Source organism: Rhodococcoides trifolii, assembly GCF_014635345.1.
GTDB classification, from domain to species: Bacteria; Actinomycetota; Actinomycetes; order Mycobacteriales; family Mycobacteriaceae; genus Rhodococcoides; species Rhodococcoides trifolii.
Window position 1 is genome coordinate 559,356 of the sequence record NZ_BMCU01000003.1, and the last position, 16,922, is coordinate 576,277.

Sequence of the window (16,922 nt, forward strand, 5' to 3'; positions counted from 1 at the left end):
CTGTCTCCGACACGATGACTCACTTTACGCCCGCAGTTGCGGCGGCCCGGAGGTCGACACCCGTCCGCTAACTTACGGTACCGTAGGTTCGTGACGTCGACGGGACAGAAGCCGGTGCTGGGCAAGCCTCGGATGCGGGGCTGGATCCATCTGTACGCGTTCGCTGTCGCTGTCGTCTGCGGGGTCGTGCTGATCGCGCTGTCGTACTCGCTCGTGTCCGCAAGCGCAGGGTTCGCGACCACCGTCTACGCAGTCACCATCTGCGGCCTGTTCGGCATCAGCGCCACCTACCACCGCGTGCAGTGGAAGACCGTCGCGAGCCGGACGTGGATGAAGCGTGCCGATCACTCGATGATCTTCCTGTTCATCGCCGGCAGCTACACACCCTTCGCCGTTCTCGGTCTGTCGTCGGCGACCGCCACGAAGGTGCTGATCGTCGTGTGGGCGGGGGCGCTGGCGGGCGTCGCCCTGAAGATGCTGTGGCCCACCGGACCGAGCTGGGTCGGTGTACCGCTCTACCTGCTGCTCGGGTGGGCCATCGTTCCCGTCGCCGGCCAGTTGACGCACAACGTCGGTGTTGCCCCGATGGTCCTGCTGCTGTTGGGCGGGGTCTTCTACAGCGTCGGTGCCGTCCTCTACGCGACCAAATGGCCCAACCCCTGGCCGACCACGTTCGGCCATCACGAGTTCTTCCACGCCGCCACGGTCGTGGCGGCGCTCGCTCACTACATTGCGATCTTTCTGGTCGTGTTCGGCTAGCTCTGCAGCGCAGCACGAAGTGCGGTGACCGTCGTCGACGGTCGGTCGCACACGAACCCTCGGCACACGTAGGCCGCCGACTCGCCGTTCACCAACGGTCGATCCTGCAGCAGCGGAAGCGAATCGGCCGCCCCCGCCACGACGACGGACCCACCCGGTGCGTCGCGTCGCGCGACGTCGATCAGCTCCGACGGCCCGTCCGTCGAGACGGCGATCTGCAGGGGTCCGCGTACGGCAGCCTCTGCCACGGTGAGCCAATGTCCCGCCGACCGTGGTGCCCGCTCCAGCAGAATCGTCGCGCGCCCGAGCGTGGCGGACGCCACTTCCCCGTATCGCGCCGACCGTTCGACGGTCGTGAGTGCAGCGGCGGCCTGCAACGCTTCGGCCAGCAGGGATGCGCCGGCCGGGGTGGCACCGTCGAGCGGATCTCGTGGGCGGGTGAACAGCGTTTCCGCGTCGTCGACCGTGTCGAACCACGTACCCGGTTCCTCGGCTCCGCAGTGCGTGACGGCCACGTCCAAGATGTCTTCGGCCGCCCGGAGCCACCGCATCGTTCCCGTCGCCTGATGCAGAGCGAGAAGGCCGGTGGCCAACGCCGCGTAGTCCTCGAGGATGCCGGGAGCGTCGCCGACGGTGTCCGCGAGGGACGCTCGACGCAACCGGCCGTCGACGACGTGGGTGGCGAGCAATCGATCGGCGCATCGCGCAGCGGCGTCCACCCAACCCGGCTTGTCGAGTGCGGCACCGGCTTCGGCGAGTGCGGTGATGGCGAACCCGTTCCATGCGGTGACCACCTTGTCGTCGCGCCCGGGCTGTGGACGCGCAGATCGGATCGATCGCAGCGTGTTTCGGACCGACTCGAATCGATCGAGGTCGTCGGGATCGGCCGGAAGTTGCAGCACGGACCGGCCGTGCTCGAACGTGCCGGCCGAGCTGACCGCGAATAGGCCGGCGGCCCAGATACCGTCCTCGAATCCGAGGGCCTCGGTCAGCTGATCGGGCGTCCAGGCGTAGGTGAGGCCCTCTTCGCCATCGGTGTCGGCGTCGAGCGCCGACGCGAAACATCCTGCGTCCGTCGACAGATCATCGAGCAAGAACTGTGCCGTTTCCTCCGCCACCCGTCGCGGCAGCGCCGTGGCCGTGCGCCGGGACCAGTGCGCGTAGAACCGGAGCAACAGCGCGTTGTCGTAGAGCATCTTCTCGAAATGCGGAACCACCCAGTCCGCGTCCACGGAGTACCGAGCGAACCCCCCGCGCAACTGGTCGTACATCCCGCCGCGCGCCATGGCCTGTGCCGTGCGGTCCACCGCGTCGGAGACCGCGGCCGAACCGGTGCGCTCGAACGAGCGCACCAACCCTTCCAGCAGGTTGGACGGAGGAAACTTCGGCGCACCGCCGAAACCGCCGCGGTCGACGTCCTCGTCTCGAAGTACTGCTGCCACAGCATGATCGAGGAGCTCCTGCCCGATCGGGTGCTCCCCCACCGGGACACCGGCCGAGGTGCGGCGCAATTCGGCAACCACTGCCGCCGACGCCGACGTGACCTCGGCGCGCCGTGAGGTCCACGCGTCGGTGATACCGTTCAGCAATTGGCCGAATTGCGTTCGGGGAAAGTACGTTCCGCAGTAGAACGGTTCGCCGTCGGGCGTCAGGAAGACCGTCATCGGCCACCCGCCCTGACCCGTCATCGCGACGGTGGCGTTCATGTAGTCGGCGTCGATGTCGGGGCGCTCTTCGCGGTCCACCTTGATGGACACGAAGTTCTCGTTCATCAGGGCTGCGGTGTCATCGTCCTCGAAGGATTCGTGCGCCATGACGTGGCACCAGTGGCACGCGGAGTATCCGATCGACAACAGGATCGGTACGTCTCGCTCGCGCGCGCGGTCCAGCGCCGCCTCGCTCCATTGCTGCCAGTGCACGGGATTGTCCGCGTGCTGACGCAGATAGGGGCTGGTGGCGTCGCCCAGCGCATTGCGATCGTCGGCGGTCACGACGACGGCCGGTCGACCGCTCCCTTGTCGGTTCCCTCGTCCGCCGCCTGATCCGGCAGTGGGTCCTTCGGGTCGAAGGACGGCGGCAATTTTTTGAGTCGACCGTTCATCGACCGGATCAACAGCGCTGTGCCGATCAGCAGAACCACGATGACGACCAAACCGAACGGTGACGCCTTGCCGAATTCCGGACCGGTGTCGTTCTGCGTCTGAGCCAGAAGTTGGGTCTCGGTCAGAAACAGGCTCGCTTGTGCCAGCAACATCACGACTCCTCGAGGCCGGCGAAGAGGTCGTTCTCGGGGATGGACGTCCGCACCCGCGTACGGGCCAGCTCGTACTCCTCCGTCGGCCAGAGCTTCTGCTGAACATCCATCGGCATGGAGAAGAATTGACCGTTCGGGTCGATCTGGGTGCGATGCGCCCGCAACGCCTCGTCACGCACCGGGAAATACTCGGCACACTCGACCTGGGTGGTGATGCGCTCCATGATCTGATCGCGTTCGGTACCCCATCTGGCGAGCCACTCGGTGAACGGTCCCGGCTTGACGCCGCGCGCTTCGGCTTCGTCGTTGAACAACTGCATGCGCTTGCGGATGAACCCGTGCGAGTAGTAGAGCTTCGACGGAGTCCAGGGCTCGCCCGCGTCGGGGAACTTCTCCGCGTCACCTGCCGCCTCGTACGCCGCGACGGACACCTCGTGGCAGCGAATGTGATCGGGGTGCGGGTAGCCACCCTTCTCGTCGTACGTCGTCATCACGTGCGGCTTGAAGTCGCGGACCACCTTCACGAGCGCCTCGGTGGAGATCTCTAGCGGAACCAGCGCGAAGCAGCCCTCGGGAAGGGGCGGTAGTGGATCGCCTTCCGGCAGGCCGGAGTCGACGAATCCCAACCAGGTCTGCCGCACACCGAGAATGGCCGCAGCCGCAGCCATCTCCTCCTTGCGCACCTCGCTCATCCGATCGGCGATGCCGGGGATATCCATGGCCGGGTTGAGGATGTCTCCCCGCTCACCGCCGGTCAGGGTGACGACGAGGACTTCGTGTCCTTCGGCGGCGTAGCGCGCCATCGTTGCGGCACCCTTGCTGGACTCGTCGTCGGGATGGGCATGTACTGCCATCAGACGTAGTCCGCTCACGTTGTGTCCTCATCTCGATTCGCTGGCTGTTCCCGGCAAGGGTTTCACGACAATGGTTTCACCTTGCCCCACCTGCACAACACCCGGCCCGCCGCAGTCCATCCCGTCCTCGCAACTAGTCTTGGGCTGCGATGACCACCACCACGCGCCCCGAGGGCCGATACCCGACGCCCAGCCGATTCTCCGCCTCGAAGGCGCTGGCTCTGGTGCTGGGAGCCCTTGTCATCGCGCTGGGTGTGGCCGTCGCCTACCTGGGATATCAGAAGTTCACGACCCCCGATGTCGACGGTGACGTGGTCTCGTTCGTGCTCGTGGACGACGCCCGAGTGGACATCAGGCTCAGCGTCTCGCGCGCGGACCCGTCGTTGCCTGCAGTGTGCATCGTGCGCGCCAGGTCGAAGGACGGTACCGAAACCGGCCGACGCGAGGTCCTGATTCCGGCCTCGACCAGCAATACCGTCGACGTGCAGACGTTCGTGATCGCGTCGCAACCGCCTGCTCTCGGCGACCTCTACGGGTGCAGTCTCAACGTCCCCGGATACCTCACCGGGACCTGACTCCGGGCGACGCAGCAGCTCGGCTACGTCGGAGCAGAGTCTCGACTCCGTCGGCACGGAACCAGCTCGTGTTAAAATGGCCGGATGCACGGCTTCGGATTGGAGCCGTGTATTGCTGCATATGCAGGCAGTGCCGGGACCCGGCACTCACTGCGACAGGGAGCCGACTACCGGCTTCGACTACAAGGGAGTGATCGAGATGACCGAGACTCAGGTGACCTGGCTGACCCAGGAATCCCACGACAGGCTCAAGAGCGAACTCGACCAACTCATCGCCAATCGTCCGATCATCGCCGCAGAGATCAACGAACGGCGTGAAGAAGGCGACCTCAAGGAGAACGGCGGCTACCACGCCGCCCGCGAAGACCAGGGCCAGCAGGAAGCACGCATTCGCCAACTGCAGGAGCTTCTCAACAGCGCCAAGGTCGGCGAAGCGCCCACCCAGTCGGGCGTCGCACTGCCCGGTTCCGTGGTGAAGGTGTACTACGACGGCGACGAGTCCGACACCGAGACGTTCCTGATCGCGACCCGCGAAGAAGGCGCGCGCGACGGCAAGCTCGAGGTCTACTCGCCGAACTCGCCGCTCGGCGGTGCGCTCATCGATGCCAAGGTCGGCGACACGCGTCAGTACGCGTTGCCCAACGGCAAGTCGATGAAGGTCACGCTCGTCAGCGCGGAGCCGTACCACAACTGAATCGACCATCGAATAGATCGACCGTCGAACCGACAGCGGCGTCGCCTTCGGGCGGCGCCGTTGTCGTCTCTCAGACCTGGACCCGCGGATCGTAGTTGCGACTGCGCAGCGCCTCGAGCACTTCTTCGCGATGCGTAGGACCCTGCGTCTCGACGGTGAGTAGTACGTCGACCTCGTCGATCGCCAGCGTCCCGGCGGTGCGCGTGTGCAGGACGTCGACCACGCTCGCCTTCGTGTCTCGGACGACGCCGAGCAGGTTCACCAGACCACCCGGGCGGTCGGGAATCACGACGCGCACAGCAAGATACCGGCCTGCGGCACGCAATCCGTGCGTGACGACCTGGGTCAGAAGCAGCGGGTCGATGTTGCCGCCGGACAGCACGGCGACGATGGGCCGACCGTCGTCTTCCCCGGCCAACTCGGTGGTCGGCAGGTTCATGAGGGCTGCCACAGCCGCGGCGCCCGCGGGTTCGACGATCAGTTTGGCTCGCTCCATGCACAGCAGCAACGCACGTGAGAGTGCGTCCTCGCTCACCGTCACCACACTGTCCACCAGCTGACGGACGTGCGCGAACGGGACCACACCCGGTCTACCTACCGCGATGCCGTCGGCCATCGTCGACATGTGTTGCGCCGGAACAGGTTCCCCGACGCGCAGCGATTCCGGCCAGGCTGCGGCCTTCTCCGCCTGCACACCGACGACTCGAATGTCCTTGCCGGACAACGCAACGGCCGCAGCGATACCGGCGACCAAGCCTCCGCCTCCGGTCGGAACCACGATGGTCCCGACGTCGGGCATCTGCTGCACGATCTCGACACCGGCGGTGGCCTGACCTGCCACCACGTCGATGTGGTCGAACGGGTGGATCAGCACGGCACCGGTTCGCTCGGAGAACGCAATGGCGGAGGTGAGGGCCTCGTCGACCGTCGTGCCGATCTGATGCACGTCGGCGCCGTACGCCTTGGTTGCCACCAGCTTCGGGAGAGGCGCTCCGGTGGGCATGAACACCGTCGACGTGGCGCCGAGTTCGGCCGCCGCCCACGCCACTCCCTGCGCGTGGTTGCCGGCGCTCGCCGCCACCACCCCGCGCGAACGCTCCTCGTCGGTGAGCCTCGCGATGCGGTTGTAGGCACCGCGCGGCTTGAACGACCCTGTGCGCTGGAGGTTTTCGCATTTCAGCCACACCTGGCGGCCGCACCGGTCCGACAGCACACGCGAGGCGACCAGCGGCGTCCTGCGCATGACGGGCGCGAGCATGTCCAGCGCCTGGTCGAGTTGGTCCCGGGTGAGTAGCTCCATCGAACGAGCCTAGGTGGTCAGGCCAGCGCCTGCTCGATGTCGGCCACCAGATCGGCGCCGTCCTCGATTCCGACCGACAGCCGGACGAGGTCGTCCGGCACCTCCAGAAGAGACCCGGCTGTGGACGCGTGCGTCATGGCACCGGGGTGCTCGATGAGCGATTCGACACCGCCCAGCGATTCCGCGAGGGTGAAGATCTCGGTCTTCGCGCACAGGTCCAGCGCCGCCTGTCGTCCGCCGGCCAGCCGCACCGACACCATGCCGCCGAAGCGTCGCATCTGCTTCGAGGCGACGTCGTGCGAGGGGTGCTCGGCCAGTCCGGGGTAGATGACCTGCGACACCGCCGAGTGCCCCACGAGCAGATCGCAGATCATCTCCGCGTTCGTGCTGTGTTGCTCCATCCGCAAGGCGAGGGTCTTGATGCCGCGCAGCGTGAGGAAGGCGTCGAACGGCCCAGGCACGCCCCCCGCACCGTTCTGGAGAAATGCGAAGCCGGTGTCGAGTTCCTCGTCGTCGGTGATCAGGGCGCCGCCCACGACGTCGGAGTGACCGCCGATGTACTTCGTGGTCGAGTGCAGGACGATGTCGGCGCCGAGAGTCAGGGGCTGCTGTAGGTACGGCGACGCAAAGGTGTTGTCCACCACTATTTTGGCTCCACCGTCGTGGGCGACGGCGGACAGCGCCTCGATGTCTCCGACGTTGAGCAGCGGGTTGGTGGGGGTCTCGACCCAGACCAGCTTGGTGTTCGGGCGCATCGCGTCCCGCACTGCGTCGACGTCGGACACGGGCGCGACGGAGTATTCGATACCCCACTGTGTAAAGACCTTGTCGATGAGCCGGAAAGTGCCGCCGTACGCGTCGTTCGGGATGACGAGGTGGTCACCGGGCCGCAGAACCGTCCGCAGCAGGCAGTCCGTGGCAGCCATGCCCGACGAGTACGCACGCCCGTAGTGGCCGGACTCGATGGACGCGAGGTTCGCCTCGAGCGGGCGGCGCGTCGGGTTACCGGTGCGCGCGTACTCGAAACCGCTGCGCATACCGCCTACACCGTCCTGCGCAAAGGTGGAGCTGGCGTAGATCGGAACGTTCACGGCACCGGTGAGCGCGTCGGGTTCGTACCCGGCGTGAATCGCTCGGGTGGAGAACCCCTGCCAGGACGAACCGTCGGCCTTGCTGCGCTGTTCACTCATGATCTCCAGGGTAAACGTGCAGGAATATCGGGCAATGGGTCGCCCACCACGCCGCGTCGGTTAACGTCGAGGCAACGGCGAGTCAGTGGAAGAAAGAAGTCATCTCATGGCGGATACGTCACCGGTCAGCGTCGAGCAACTGTTTGCGATCGACGGTCTGCTCGAACCCGAGGAACGCGACATCCGTGACACGGTTCGCAAGTTCGGCGCCGAGCGCATTCGCCCGCACATCGCGGGATGGTTCGAGGACGGCACTCTGCCCGCGCGCGATCTGGCGAAGGAACTCGGCTCTCTCGGCCTGCTCGGGATGCACCTCGAGGGCTACGGGTGCGCCGGTACGTCCGCGACTGCCTACGGCATCGCCTGCTCGGAGCTGGAGGCGATCGATTCCGGTGTACGCAGTCTGGTGTCGGTGCAGGGCTCGCTGGCCATGTTCGCGATCTGGAAATTCGGGTCGGAGGAACAGAAGCAGCAGTGGCTGCCGGGCATGGCGGAGGGGTCGCTGATCGGGTGCTTCGGTCTGACCGAAGCCGACTTCGGGTCCGACCCGGGCGGCATGCGCACCAACGCCAAGCGCGACGGTGACGACTGGATCCTCAACGGCTCCAAGATGTGGATCACGAACGGCCCCATCGCCGACGTCGCCGTGGTGTGGGCGCAGACGGACGAAAAGGTTCGAGGCTTCGTCGTACCGACGGACACACCGGGGTTCACGGCAAACACGGTGCAGCACAAGCTGTCTCTCCGTGCGTCGATCACCGGAGAGCTGGTCTTCGACGGCGTGCGGCTGCCCGCCGATGCGGTGCTGCCCGAGGTGACGGGATTGCGCGGACCGCTCAGCTGCCTGTCCGAGGCCCGCTTCGGGATCATCTTCGGCGCGATGGGTGCAGCGCGTGACTGCCTCGAATCGGCCATCGAGTACTCGCTCACACGCAACGTGTTCGACAAGCCGCTCGCCGGATATCAACTGACGCAGGCGAAGATCGCCGATATGGCGCTCGAACTCGGCAAGGGCGAACTGCTTGCCATTCACCTCGGGCGGCTCAAGGACGCCGGCGGTCTGAAGCCCGAACAGGTGAGCGTCGGCAAGCTCAACAACGTGCGCGAAGCGATCAAGATCGCCCGGGAGTGCCGAACCATCTTGGCTGCCAACGGGATCACGCTCGAATACCCCGTGCTGCGTCACGCAAACAACCTGGAGTCGGTGCTGACCTACGAGGGCACGTCCGAGGTGCATCAGCTGGTGGTGGGTCAGGCGCTCACGGGCGTCGGGGCATTCCGCTAGTCAGCCACTCCAGCGTCTGCACCCAGAAGTCGTCACGGTGGCGAGAGTGGAACAGTCCGAAGTGCCCGATGGACTCGTAACCGAGCTCCGACGGCACCAGTTCGATTCGCTCTCGCCGCGCGCCGACGTACGGTGCCAATCCGCGGACGATCGCTGCAGGAGTACCGAATTCGTCGTCGGTCGTGCCGTACGCACGGATCGGCGCCGCCACCGCCGCGAACCGTGCCCGCACGTCGGCTGCGTCACGGAACCACGCCGTGAAATCGGATCTACTGAACGCCCACCCGTAGACGACGCGCGCCGGGGTGTCCTCCAACCACCCCAACCGCTTCCCGGGGAAGTAGCCGACGAGTGCTGTGACGGCCGGCATCACGAGGTGCCACTTGATCAGCATCGACACCCGTCTGCTGCGGATGTAGTCCGGCCAGTAGGCGTGTTGCGCTCCGACCGTCAGAATGCGTGTCACGGCAACCGAATTGGGCGCGAAACCGACCATGAATCCGCCCCAGCTGTGCCCGACAACCATGATCGGGAGTGACGGATACCGATCGCGCACCCAACCGAGAACCGCGTCGAAATCCACCTCGCCCCACGTGCGCCACCGAGTTCGCGACCCTCGCAAGCTCCCCCGTCGGGATTCGCCGATATCGCGGCAGTCCCACGTGATCGCGGTGATGTCGTTCTCGCACAGGAATTCTGCATATCGACGGTAGTACCGCGCGGACGTCGACGTGGCGCAGTTGATCACCACGACCGCAACTGGCTTCTCCGCAGGAAACACCGTCGCGTCGATGACGACGCCGTCGGCGCACACGATCTGCACCACGGCGGGGCTCACGCTCCGGCGCTGAGGAATCCCAAAAGGTCGTGACGGGTGATGACGCCGACGGGCTTGCCGTCCTCGATCACCATCAACGCGTCGGTCTCGCCGAGCATCTTGGTGGCCGCGGAGACGGGCTCGCCCGCACCGACATTGGGAAACGGTGTGCTCATGTGCGAGGAAATGGCATCCGAGAGCGCTGCGCGGCCTTCGAACACGGCACTGAGCAGGTCTCGTTCGCTGACGCTGCCGGCCACCTCTCCGGCCATGACCGGTGGCTCCGCGCCGACGACCGGCATCTGCGAGACGCCGTACTCGCCGAGAATCTCGATCGCATCACGCACCGTCTCGGACGGGTGGGTGTGCACGAGATCGGGCAGGTTGCCGGACTTGCCGCGCAGAACGTCGCCCACCATCGGCTCTGCCTTCTTGCCCTCGAGGGGCGTGCGAAGGAACCCGTAGGACGACATCCACTTGTCGTTGAAGATCTTGCCGAGGTATCCGCGTCCGCCGTCCGGAAGCAGGACCACCACGAGCGCGTCCGGCCCTTCACGCTTGGCCACCTCGAGTGCGGCCACCATCGCCATTCCGCACGATCCACCGACGAGCAGTCCCTCTTCGCGCGCGAGTCGACGGGTCATCTCGAACGAATCGGCGTCGGACACCGCGATGATCTCGTCGGGAATGGACGGGTCGTACGCGGACGGCCAGAAGTCCTCGCCGACTCCCTCGACGAGGTACGGGCGTCCGGTGCCGCCGGAGTAGACCGAGCCTTCTGGGTCGGCGCCGACGACCTTGACGGCGCCGTTCGACATTTCCTTCAGGTACCGGCCGGCGCCGGTGATGGTGCCACCGGTGCCGACGCCCGCGACGAAGTGCGTGATCTTGCCGTCGGTGTCGGCCCAGATCTCGGGGCCGGTGGTCTCGTAGTGCGACTGCGGACCACCGGGATTGGCGTACTGGTTGGGCTTCCAGGCGCCCTCGATCTCGCGGACCAGCCGATCGGAGACCTGGTAGTAGCTGGTGGGGTCCTCGGGCGCAACCGCCGTGGGGCACACGACGACCTGTGCGCCGTAGGCCCGCAACACGTTTCGCTTGTCCTCGCCGACCTTGTCGGGGCACACGAACACGCACTTGTAGCCGCGCTGCTGCGCCACCAGAGCCAAGCCGACTCCGGTGTTGCCCGACGTGGGTTCGACGATGGTGCCACCGGGCTTCAGCTCACCGGACGCCTCGGCGGCGTCGATCATCTTGACGGCGATGCGGTCCTTCGAACTGCCGCCCGGGTTGAGGTACTCCACCTTGGCCGCGACGACGGCCGATCCGGGTTCGACGACGGAGCTGAGCTTCACCAGCGGGGTGTTGCCGATGAGGTCGGTGATGTGGCTTGCGATGCGCATGTCTCCATACTCCCAGATTCCCGGCCGTCATACGATCGAGGTGTGCCGACACAGCGATGGCAGAACGCCGCGGTCGCCGGTGCCGCGACGGTGCTTGCCGGATCCGGCGCCGGAACGTTGTCGTGGGCCGCCTACCGCCACCTCATGGCGCAAGCTGCCGCGGCGCGCGGCGTCATCGGGCGCAGCACCGAGAAACCACCCGAAGCCGACGGTGTCTACACCGCAGGCAACGACCGGCCCGAACCGTGGCGACTCGGCAGTCACGCCGATCTGCATCTGATGATCTTCGGCGACTCGACCGCAGCCGGCATGGGCTGCACGGTGGCCGACGAGGTACCGGGTGTGCTCGTCGCCCGCGGTTTGGCCGAGGAGTCCGGAAAGCGAATCCGGCTCAGCACCAAGGCAATTCCAGGTGCGACGTCCAAGGGACTGAAGGGCCAGGTCGACGCGATGTTCGTCGCCGGTCCGCCGCCCGACGCAGCCGTCGTCCTCGTCGGGGCCAACGACGTCACCAAGAAGTTCTCCGTGGGATCGTCCGCCGCCCGTCTCGGCGAGGCCGTCGGACGCCTTCGCCGGAGCGGGGCGGTCGTGGTGGTCGGGACGTGTCCCGACCTCGGGGTGGTGCTTGCGATTCCGCAGCCCTTGCGAGCCGTCGTCCGAACGTGGGGGCACCAGCTCGCGCGAGCTCAGACGGAGGCGACGCTCAAAGCCGGTGGTCACCCGGTTGCCCTGGCCGATCTGCTGGCACCGGAGTTCCTCGCGGCGCCGGAGCGGATGTTGTCCGCCGACAACTTCCACCCGTCCGCCGCCGGGTACGCGCTCGCGGCCGAGCAACTGTTGCCGGTGCTGGCCGCGGCACTGGGCGAATGGAACGGTGGCCCGTTGCCGACGCTGCCCGCGGTGTCCCAGGCCGCCGAGTCGCGGCGCCTGGCAGCGCGATTGACACACGCCGCGAACAGATTCGTACGCGCCACACCCGCCCCGCCGGGCGAGGGATAGATTCGCAGTACTCACACCTTCATCGACGACAGGACAGTTCATGCCCGAGGCAGTAATCGTCTCCATCGCCCGTTCACCCATCGGCCGCGCCGGCAAAGGCTCCCTGGTGAGCATGCGCCCGGACGACCTGGCTACTCAGATGGTCGCTGCGGCCCTGGAGAAGATTCCCGCGCTCGATCCCACCGACATCGACGACCTACTGATGGGCTGCGGTCTTCCGGGCGGCGAGCAGGGCTTCAACATCGGCCGCAACGTTGCCATCCAACTCGGCTACGACTTCCTCCCCGGCACCACCATCACGCGTTACTGCTCGTCCTCACTGCAGACCACCCGCATGGCCATGCACGCCATCCGGGCCGGCGAGGGGGACGTGTTCATCTCCGCCGGAGTCGAAACCGTCTCGCGCTTCGCCAAGGGCACGTCCGACTCCTGGCCCGACACCCACAACCCGATCTACGCCGACGCCGAGGCCACCAGCGCCGAGTTCCTCGCCGGTGGGAAGACCTGGGTCGACCCCCGCGAGGCCGGACAGTTGCCCGACGCCTACATCGCGATGGGCCAGACCGCCGAGAACGTAGCCCAGATCACCGGCATCACCCGCGAAGAGCAGGACCACTGGGGCGTCCGCTCGCAGAACCGCGCCGAAGAGGCCATCAAGAACGGTCACTTCGAGAAGGAAATCACCCCGGTCACCCTCCCCGACGGAAGCGTGGTGAGCACGGACGACGGACCGCGCGCCGGGACGACGTACGACAAGGTCAGCGGCCTCAAGCCGATCTTCCGCCCGGACGGCACCATCACCGCCGGTAATGCATGTCCGCTCAACGACGGCGCAGCCGCCCTGGTGATCATGTCCGACACCAAGGCCAAGGAGCTGGGCCTGACCCCGCTCGCCCGCATCGTGTCGACGGCCGTCACCGGCCTGTCGCCCGAGATCATGGGCCTCGGGCCCATCGAAGCGTCCAAGAAGGCACTCGCACTGGCCGGAAAGACGATCGACGACATCGACCTCGTCGAGATCAACGAAGCGTTCGCCGTCCAGGTCATCGGTTCGGCACGCGAGTTGAAGATCGACGAGGACAAGCTCAACGTCTCCGGCGGCGCCATCGCCCTCGGCCACCCGTTCGGCATGACCGGTGCGCGCATCACCGCGACGCTGCTCAACAACTTGACGGCGCACGACAAGCAGTTCGGTCTCGAAACCATGTGCGTCGGCGGTGGGCAAGGTATGGCGATGGTGCTCGAGCGCTTGAGCTGACACATCGGTTGTCGACGAAGCCCCCGGCGAACATTCGCCGGGGGCTTCGCTCGTGAGGGGATAGGAATGCCCCCTCATAATGGGCAGGTTTCGACCAGTGCAACGTGGCGTGCGTCACAGTTAGCCTAATTTCGTTCAACCGTGCACAAACCTGCACGGCCGGCGTGATTAAGGAAATACCATGACCTCCACCGACATTCGTTCCGACTCGACGCGCGCTGCGGCCGCAGTCCCGCCCGAGGTCGCGCCACCGGGAAACCCCGCCTTGATCGGGGTTCCCACGTTCGTGGTGGGCGCGCTCGCCCTCGGATTGGTGTTGACCGGCTACGTCCCCGGCACGGCCACCGCAGCGTCGATTCCGATCATTCTGTCCACGACGGCGATCGGCCAGCTTGTTGCCGCCATCTGGGCCGCATCGTTGGCGCAGAATGCGTTGGCGGCCATCTTCGGCACCTTCGCCGGGTTCTGGCTCAGCTACGCCGTGCTGGTTCTGGGCTTGACCAACAACTGGTTCGGCCTGTCGGAGGAGGACGCGGTGGGCGCACAGAAGTTGTTTCTGCTGACCTGGCTGATCGTCATCGTGCTGCTGACCCTCTCGACCCTGCACATGCCCCTCGCGTTCACGGTGCTGTTCACGCTCATCGACCTCGCGCTGCTGTTCGTGTTCATCGGCACGGCCAATGCGAGCACGACCGCGACACAGATCGGTGGGTACTTCGTCTTCTCGTTCACTCTGGTGGGCGCGTACCTGTTCGTCGATGCGATGGGGGCGGCAACGGGCGGTCGGAGCCTTCCGATGGGTCGGGCGGTACTGCACTAGGTCCGAGATGCGAAAAAGCCCCGGACGGCTAACCGTCCGGGGCTTCTTCAGTTGGTACTAGTCGTTGTTGAAGTAGCTCAGCAGTCGCAGGATCTCGACGTACAGCCAGACCAAGGTGATGGTCAGGCCGAACGCGACGCCCCAGGCTGCCTTCTCCGGCGCCTGCGCGCGGATGAGCTGGTCGGCGGCGTCGAAGTCGAGAAGGAAGCTGAATGCGGCGATGCCGATGCAGACGAGGCTGAAGATGATGGCGATGGTGCCGCCGTCACGCAGGCCGAGTCCGCCCGCGGTGAAGAAGCTGGCGACCAGGTTGCCGAGCATCAGGACCACGACGCCGATGAGTGCGCCGACGATCATGCGGGTCAGGCGCGGCGTGACGCGGATCGCGCCGGTCTTGTAGACGACCAGCATTCCGAAGAACACACCGAATGTGCCGAGGACGGCTTGCGCGATGAGGGCGCTGCCGCCGGCGCCACCGAACTCGATGCCGGTGAACAGGTACGACAGTGCACCGAGGAAGACACCTTCGGCTGCGGCGTACGTGAGGACGATGGCCGGGTTGTCCATCTTGCGGCCGAACGTGGCGACGAGGACCAGCACGAAGCCGATCAGTCCGCCGCCGATGACCAGCGGAGCCGCGAGGCCCGGATCGTTGCCGACGAGCAGGTAGGAGATGACGGCAGCCACGGTGAGGACACCGAGGGTGATGCCCGTCTTCATGACGACATCGTCGATCGTCATTGCGCGCTGCGCGTTGCCGGTCTGGTACGGCTGTGGGGCCTGTGGCTGACCGAACTGCGTTGCCTGGGCGGCACCGGCGGTGGCCGAACCGAACGTGGCGTAGCCGCCGCCCTGCTGCTTGGGCAGATTGCGGAACACCGGGTTGCTGGAGGTGCGCACCGTGTCTCGTCCCTTCTCGAAGTGGTTCTGGAGCGTGTGATCAGTGAACGCTCGACATCCGGACAAAAGTTCCCGCCGCCGCCGAGTCGATCGGACAAATCGGACTCTACCGCGCGGGCGGCACGTTTCGCCCCTCGTGCCAGCGGGCAGAATAGGACCATGAGTATCGAAGACGGACCCGGTGACACCCTCGACCCGAGCGAAAGCGTCGACTCCGACGAGGTGCGCAACGCCGACGGGGACGACGTGGTCACTCCTCCCGACTCTTGGTCGGAGGCGGACAAGTTCGGCACCACCGAGCGTGAGGCGCTCGAAGGTGAGTCCCTCGACATGAAGCTGGCCGAAGAAGAGCCCGACATCGCGCTCGAGGAAGACCTCGATGTGCCGGTCGCCGTCACGCCCGACGACGAGTTGACGGAAGACCTCGTGGACCGGGTCGTCGACAGCGACGACGAGGACGACTACATCGCCGATCCGGACCCGATCGAGGGAAGCAAGGCAGCCGACGTCGTCGACGGTGTGGTTGTCGAGGACTCGCGCGTCGACCGCGGCCAGATCGACGGATCTCCCGAAGACGGAGAGTCCTTGTTCGACTAGGTCCTCACCGCACCGATCGGGTGACGGTGAACTTCGCGTTCCGACCCACGGTGTCGGTGGGGCCGACCACTCGGCCCAGCATCGGGCGGAAGTGAAGGTGCGCGTTGTGCACCGTCCAGAGTTCGCCGCCGGGCCGTAGGACTCTCTTTGCTGCGGCGAACAGTTTCTCGGCGCCGCCGGTGTGGACGGCCGCGTTCTCGTGGAACGGCGGATTGCACAGGATCAGGTCGACGGAACTGTCCGACATCGACGCCATCGCGTCGTCGCGCATCACCTCGACGGCGACGCCCGCCTTGGTCGCAGTGGCGAGTGTCGACGCCACCGCCGCCGACGACCGGTCCGTAGCCACCACGGTGGCCGCGGGTCGGCGACGGGCGGCCTCGACTGCGAGAATCCCTGTCCCACAACCCAGGTCGACGATGATGTGTGCGTCGGGGCGCATCGTGTCGAGAAAACTCATCAGGAATCTGGTTCCGACGTCGTATTTGTCGCCGGCGAACACTGCGCCGTGTGCCACCACGTCGAGATCGAGTTCGTCGATTCTCGACGTGACCGGATACGAGAAATCCGTCCGAACGATCGGACCCGACGCGATCAACCCGCGCGACTTCTGCGCTGCCCTGGTGGCCTGTACGTCCGTGAAACTGTGCGCGAGAACATCGTTCATCGATCGGGTCATGTGCTTGACGCGGCCGGCCGCGTACAGCCGAACCGTCGGCGATGCCCATCGCGCGACGGTCTCGGCAAGTTCGGTCAATTCCGCGAGCGCCCTGGGCAATTGGAGCAGGACCACTTCTGCTCCGGCCACGAGTTCTTCTCCGAGAGGGAGATTACGGTATCCGCCGACGACGCCTGTCGCGGACGCGTTGCGTGCCAACGCAATCTCGCCGGTCAGGGCATCTTGGTGCACGCGTACATCGGTCGCGCCCAGAGTGCCGGCGGCTCCGAGGGTCAGCGCGCCGTAGCGGTCGCCGATCACCACCACCGACCCGGCGTCGGCGCCCAGGACCGCGTCACCGGCTGCGGCGAGAATCAACCGGTCCGACGCGTCGTAGGCGAACAAATTGACCGCCTCGACATCGGGAGCCCGTCGGAGTTGGGAGAAGATCGTCTCGAGGTCGGCCACCGACACATTCTTGCGCAGCCGCGGGAAGGCCGGAGGCCGGCCGGCAATATCCGCGGGAGTCCGGAGGCCGGCCGGCGTTATTTGCACCACG

General features: G+C 66.2%; 17 protein-coding genes. 8 read left to right on the top strand and 9 right to left on the bottom strand.

Annotated elements, in window-relative coordinates; translation table 11 throughout:
* The first annotated feature begins 132 nt into the window (after positions 1-132).
* On the top strand, positions 133-759 hold the full coding sequence (trhA, locus tag IEW02_RS15895; RefSeq protein ID WP_188546164.1) for a PAQR family membrane homeostasis protein TrhA: 627 nt from the start codon (positions 133-135) through the stop codon (positions 757-759).
* Here trhA and IEW02_RS15900 read toward each other — a convergent pair.
* From IEW02_RS15900 to mca, 3 genes are read right to left on the bottom strand one after another with little or no spacing between them, the layout of a single operon-like run.
* Complete coding sequence (locus IEW02_RS15900; RefSeq protein WP_188545799.1) at positions 756-2,750, bottom strand: thioredoxin domain-containing protein; 1,995 nt, start codon at positions 2,748-2,750, stop codon at positions 756-758. The two genes, trhA and IEW02_RS15900, sit on opposite strands and share 4 nt — an antisense overlap.
* A complete protein-coding gene (locus IEW02_RS15905) occupies positions 2,747-3,013 on the bottom strand; it encodes a hypothetical protein (protein ID WP_188545800.1) in 267 nt (88 codons plus the stop codon). The genes IEW02_RS15900 and IEW02_RS15905 overlap by 4 nt, the downstream gene beginning before the upstream one ends.
* Positions 3,013-3,867 (bottom strand): mycothiol conjugate amidase Mca, encoded by an 855-nt coding sequence (mca, locus tag IEW02_RS15910; protein ID WP_188546165.1) that lies wholly within the window; start codon positions 3,865-3,867, stop codon positions 3,013-3,015. The genes IEW02_RS15905 and mca overlap by 1 nt, the downstream gene beginning before the upstream one ends.
* Before the next feature lie 149 nt (positions 3,868-4,016).
* Between mca and IEW02_RS15915 the strand changes: the two genes are divergently transcribed.
* Together IEW02_RS15915 and greA are read left to right on the top strand one after the other, a co-directional pair.
* Positions 4,017-4,442 (top strand): DUF4307 domain-containing protein, encoded by a 426-nt coding sequence (locus IEW02_RS15915; RefSeq protein WP_188545801.1) that lies wholly within the window; start codon positions 4,017-4,019, stop codon positions 4,440-4,442.
* Between the two features lie 199 nt (positions 4,443-4,641).
* Positions 4,642-5,136: a transcription elongation factor GreA gene (greA, locus tag IEW02_RS15920; protein ID WP_188545802.1), complete on the top strand. Its 495-nt coding sequence runs from the start codon at positions 4,642-4,644 to the stop codon at positions 5,134-5,136.
* 70 nt (positions 5,137-5,206) lie between these two features.
* Here greA and ilvA read toward each other — a convergent pair whose 3' ends face one another.
* On the bottom strand, positions 5,207-6,436 hold the full coding sequence (ilvA, locus tag IEW02_RS15925) for a threonine ammonia-lyase (RefSeq protein ID WP_188545803.1): 1,230 nt from the start codon (positions 6,434-6,436) through the stop codon (positions 5,207-5,209).
* 17 nt (positions 6,437-6,453) lie between these two features.
* Positions 6,454-7,626 carry a cystathionine gamma-synthase gene (locus tag IEW02_RS15930; RefSeq protein ID WP_188545804.1) on the bottom strand — a complete coding sequence of 391 codons (1,173 nt, stop codon included), beginning with the start codon at positions 7,624-7,626 and terminating at the stop codon, positions 6,454-6,456.
* A gap of 106 nt (positions 7,627-7,732) precedes the next feature.
* On the opposite strand from IEW02_RS15930, the gene IEW02_RS15935 reads away from it, so the two are divergent.
* Positions 7,733-8,911, top strand: coding sequence for an acyl-CoA dehydrogenase family protein (locus IEW02_RS15935; protein ID WP_188545805.1), 1,179 nt, complete (start codon positions 7,733-7,735; stop codon positions 8,909-8,911).
* Here the strand turns inward: IEW02_RS15935 and IEW02_RS15940 are convergent.
* Positions 8,886-9,749, bottom strand: a complete 864-nt coding sequence (locus IEW02_RS15940; RefSeq protein ID WP_188545806.1) for an alpha/beta hydrolase family protein — start codon at positions 9,747-9,749, stop codon at positions 8,886-8,888. The genes IEW02_RS15935 and IEW02_RS15940 overlap by 26 nt on opposite strands.
* Complete coding sequence (locus IEW02_RS15945) at positions 9,746-11,131, bottom strand: cystathionine beta-synthase (RefSeq protein WP_188545807.1); 1,386 nt, start codon at positions 11,129-11,131, stop codon at positions 9,746-9,748. Before IEW02_RS15945 ends, IEW02_RS15940 begins: the two co-directional genes overlap by 4 nt.
* A 42-nt stretch (positions 11,132-11,173) precedes the next feature.
* On the opposite strand from IEW02_RS15945, the gene IEW02_RS15950 reads away from it, so the two are divergent.
* The 3 genes from IEW02_RS15950 (at position 11,174) to IEW02_RS15960 (ending at position 14,208) form a co-directional block, all read left to right on the top strand.
* On the top strand, positions 11,174-12,130 hold the full coding sequence (locus IEW02_RS15950; RefSeq protein ID WP_188545808.1) for an SGNH/GDSL hydrolase family protein: 957 nt from the start codon (positions 11,174-11,176) through the stop codon (positions 12,128-12,130).
* A 40-nt stretch (positions 12,131-12,170) separates the two neighbouring features.
* Positions 12,171-13,388, top strand: a complete 1,218-nt coding sequence (locus IEW02_RS15955) for an acetyl-CoA C-acetyltransferase (protein ID WP_188545809.1) — start codon at positions 12,171-12,173, stop codon at positions 13,386-13,388.
* 181 nt (positions 13,389-13,569) lie between these two features.
* Positions 13,570-14,208, top strand: coding sequence for a GPR1/FUN34/YaaH family transporter (locus tag IEW02_RS15960; protein ID WP_188545810.1), 639 nt, complete (start codon positions 13,570-13,572; stop codon positions 14,206-14,208).
* A 57-nt stretch (positions 14,209-14,265) separates the two neighbouring features.
* On the opposite strand, the gene IEW02_RS15965 is transcribed toward IEW02_RS15960, so the two are convergent.
* Positions 14,266-15,108, bottom strand: coding sequence for a Bax inhibitor-1/YccA family protein (locus IEW02_RS15965; RefSeq protein WP_188545811.1), 843 nt, complete (start codon positions 15,106-15,108; stop codon positions 14,266-14,268).
* Between the two features lie 159 nt (positions 15,109-15,267).
* Here IEW02_RS15965 and IEW02_RS15970 point away from each other — a divergent pair, with 159 nt between their 5' ends.
* On the top strand, positions 15,268-15,705 hold the full coding sequence (locus tag IEW02_RS15970; RefSeq protein ID WP_188545812.1) for a hypothetical protein: 438 nt from the start codon (positions 15,268-15,270) through the stop codon (positions 15,703-15,705).
* Between the two features lie 4 nt (positions 15,706-15,709).
* Here the strand turns inward: IEW02_RS15970 and IEW02_RS15975 are convergent, their stop codons facing one another.
* Positions 15,710-16,831 carry a class I SAM-dependent methyltransferase gene (locus IEW02_RS15975; RefSeq protein ID WP_188545813.1) on the bottom strand — a complete coding sequence of 374 codons (1,122 nt, stop codon included), beginning with the start codon at positions 16,829-16,831 and terminating at the stop codon, positions 15,710-15,712.
* Positions 16,832-16,922: the final 91 nt, after the last annotated feature.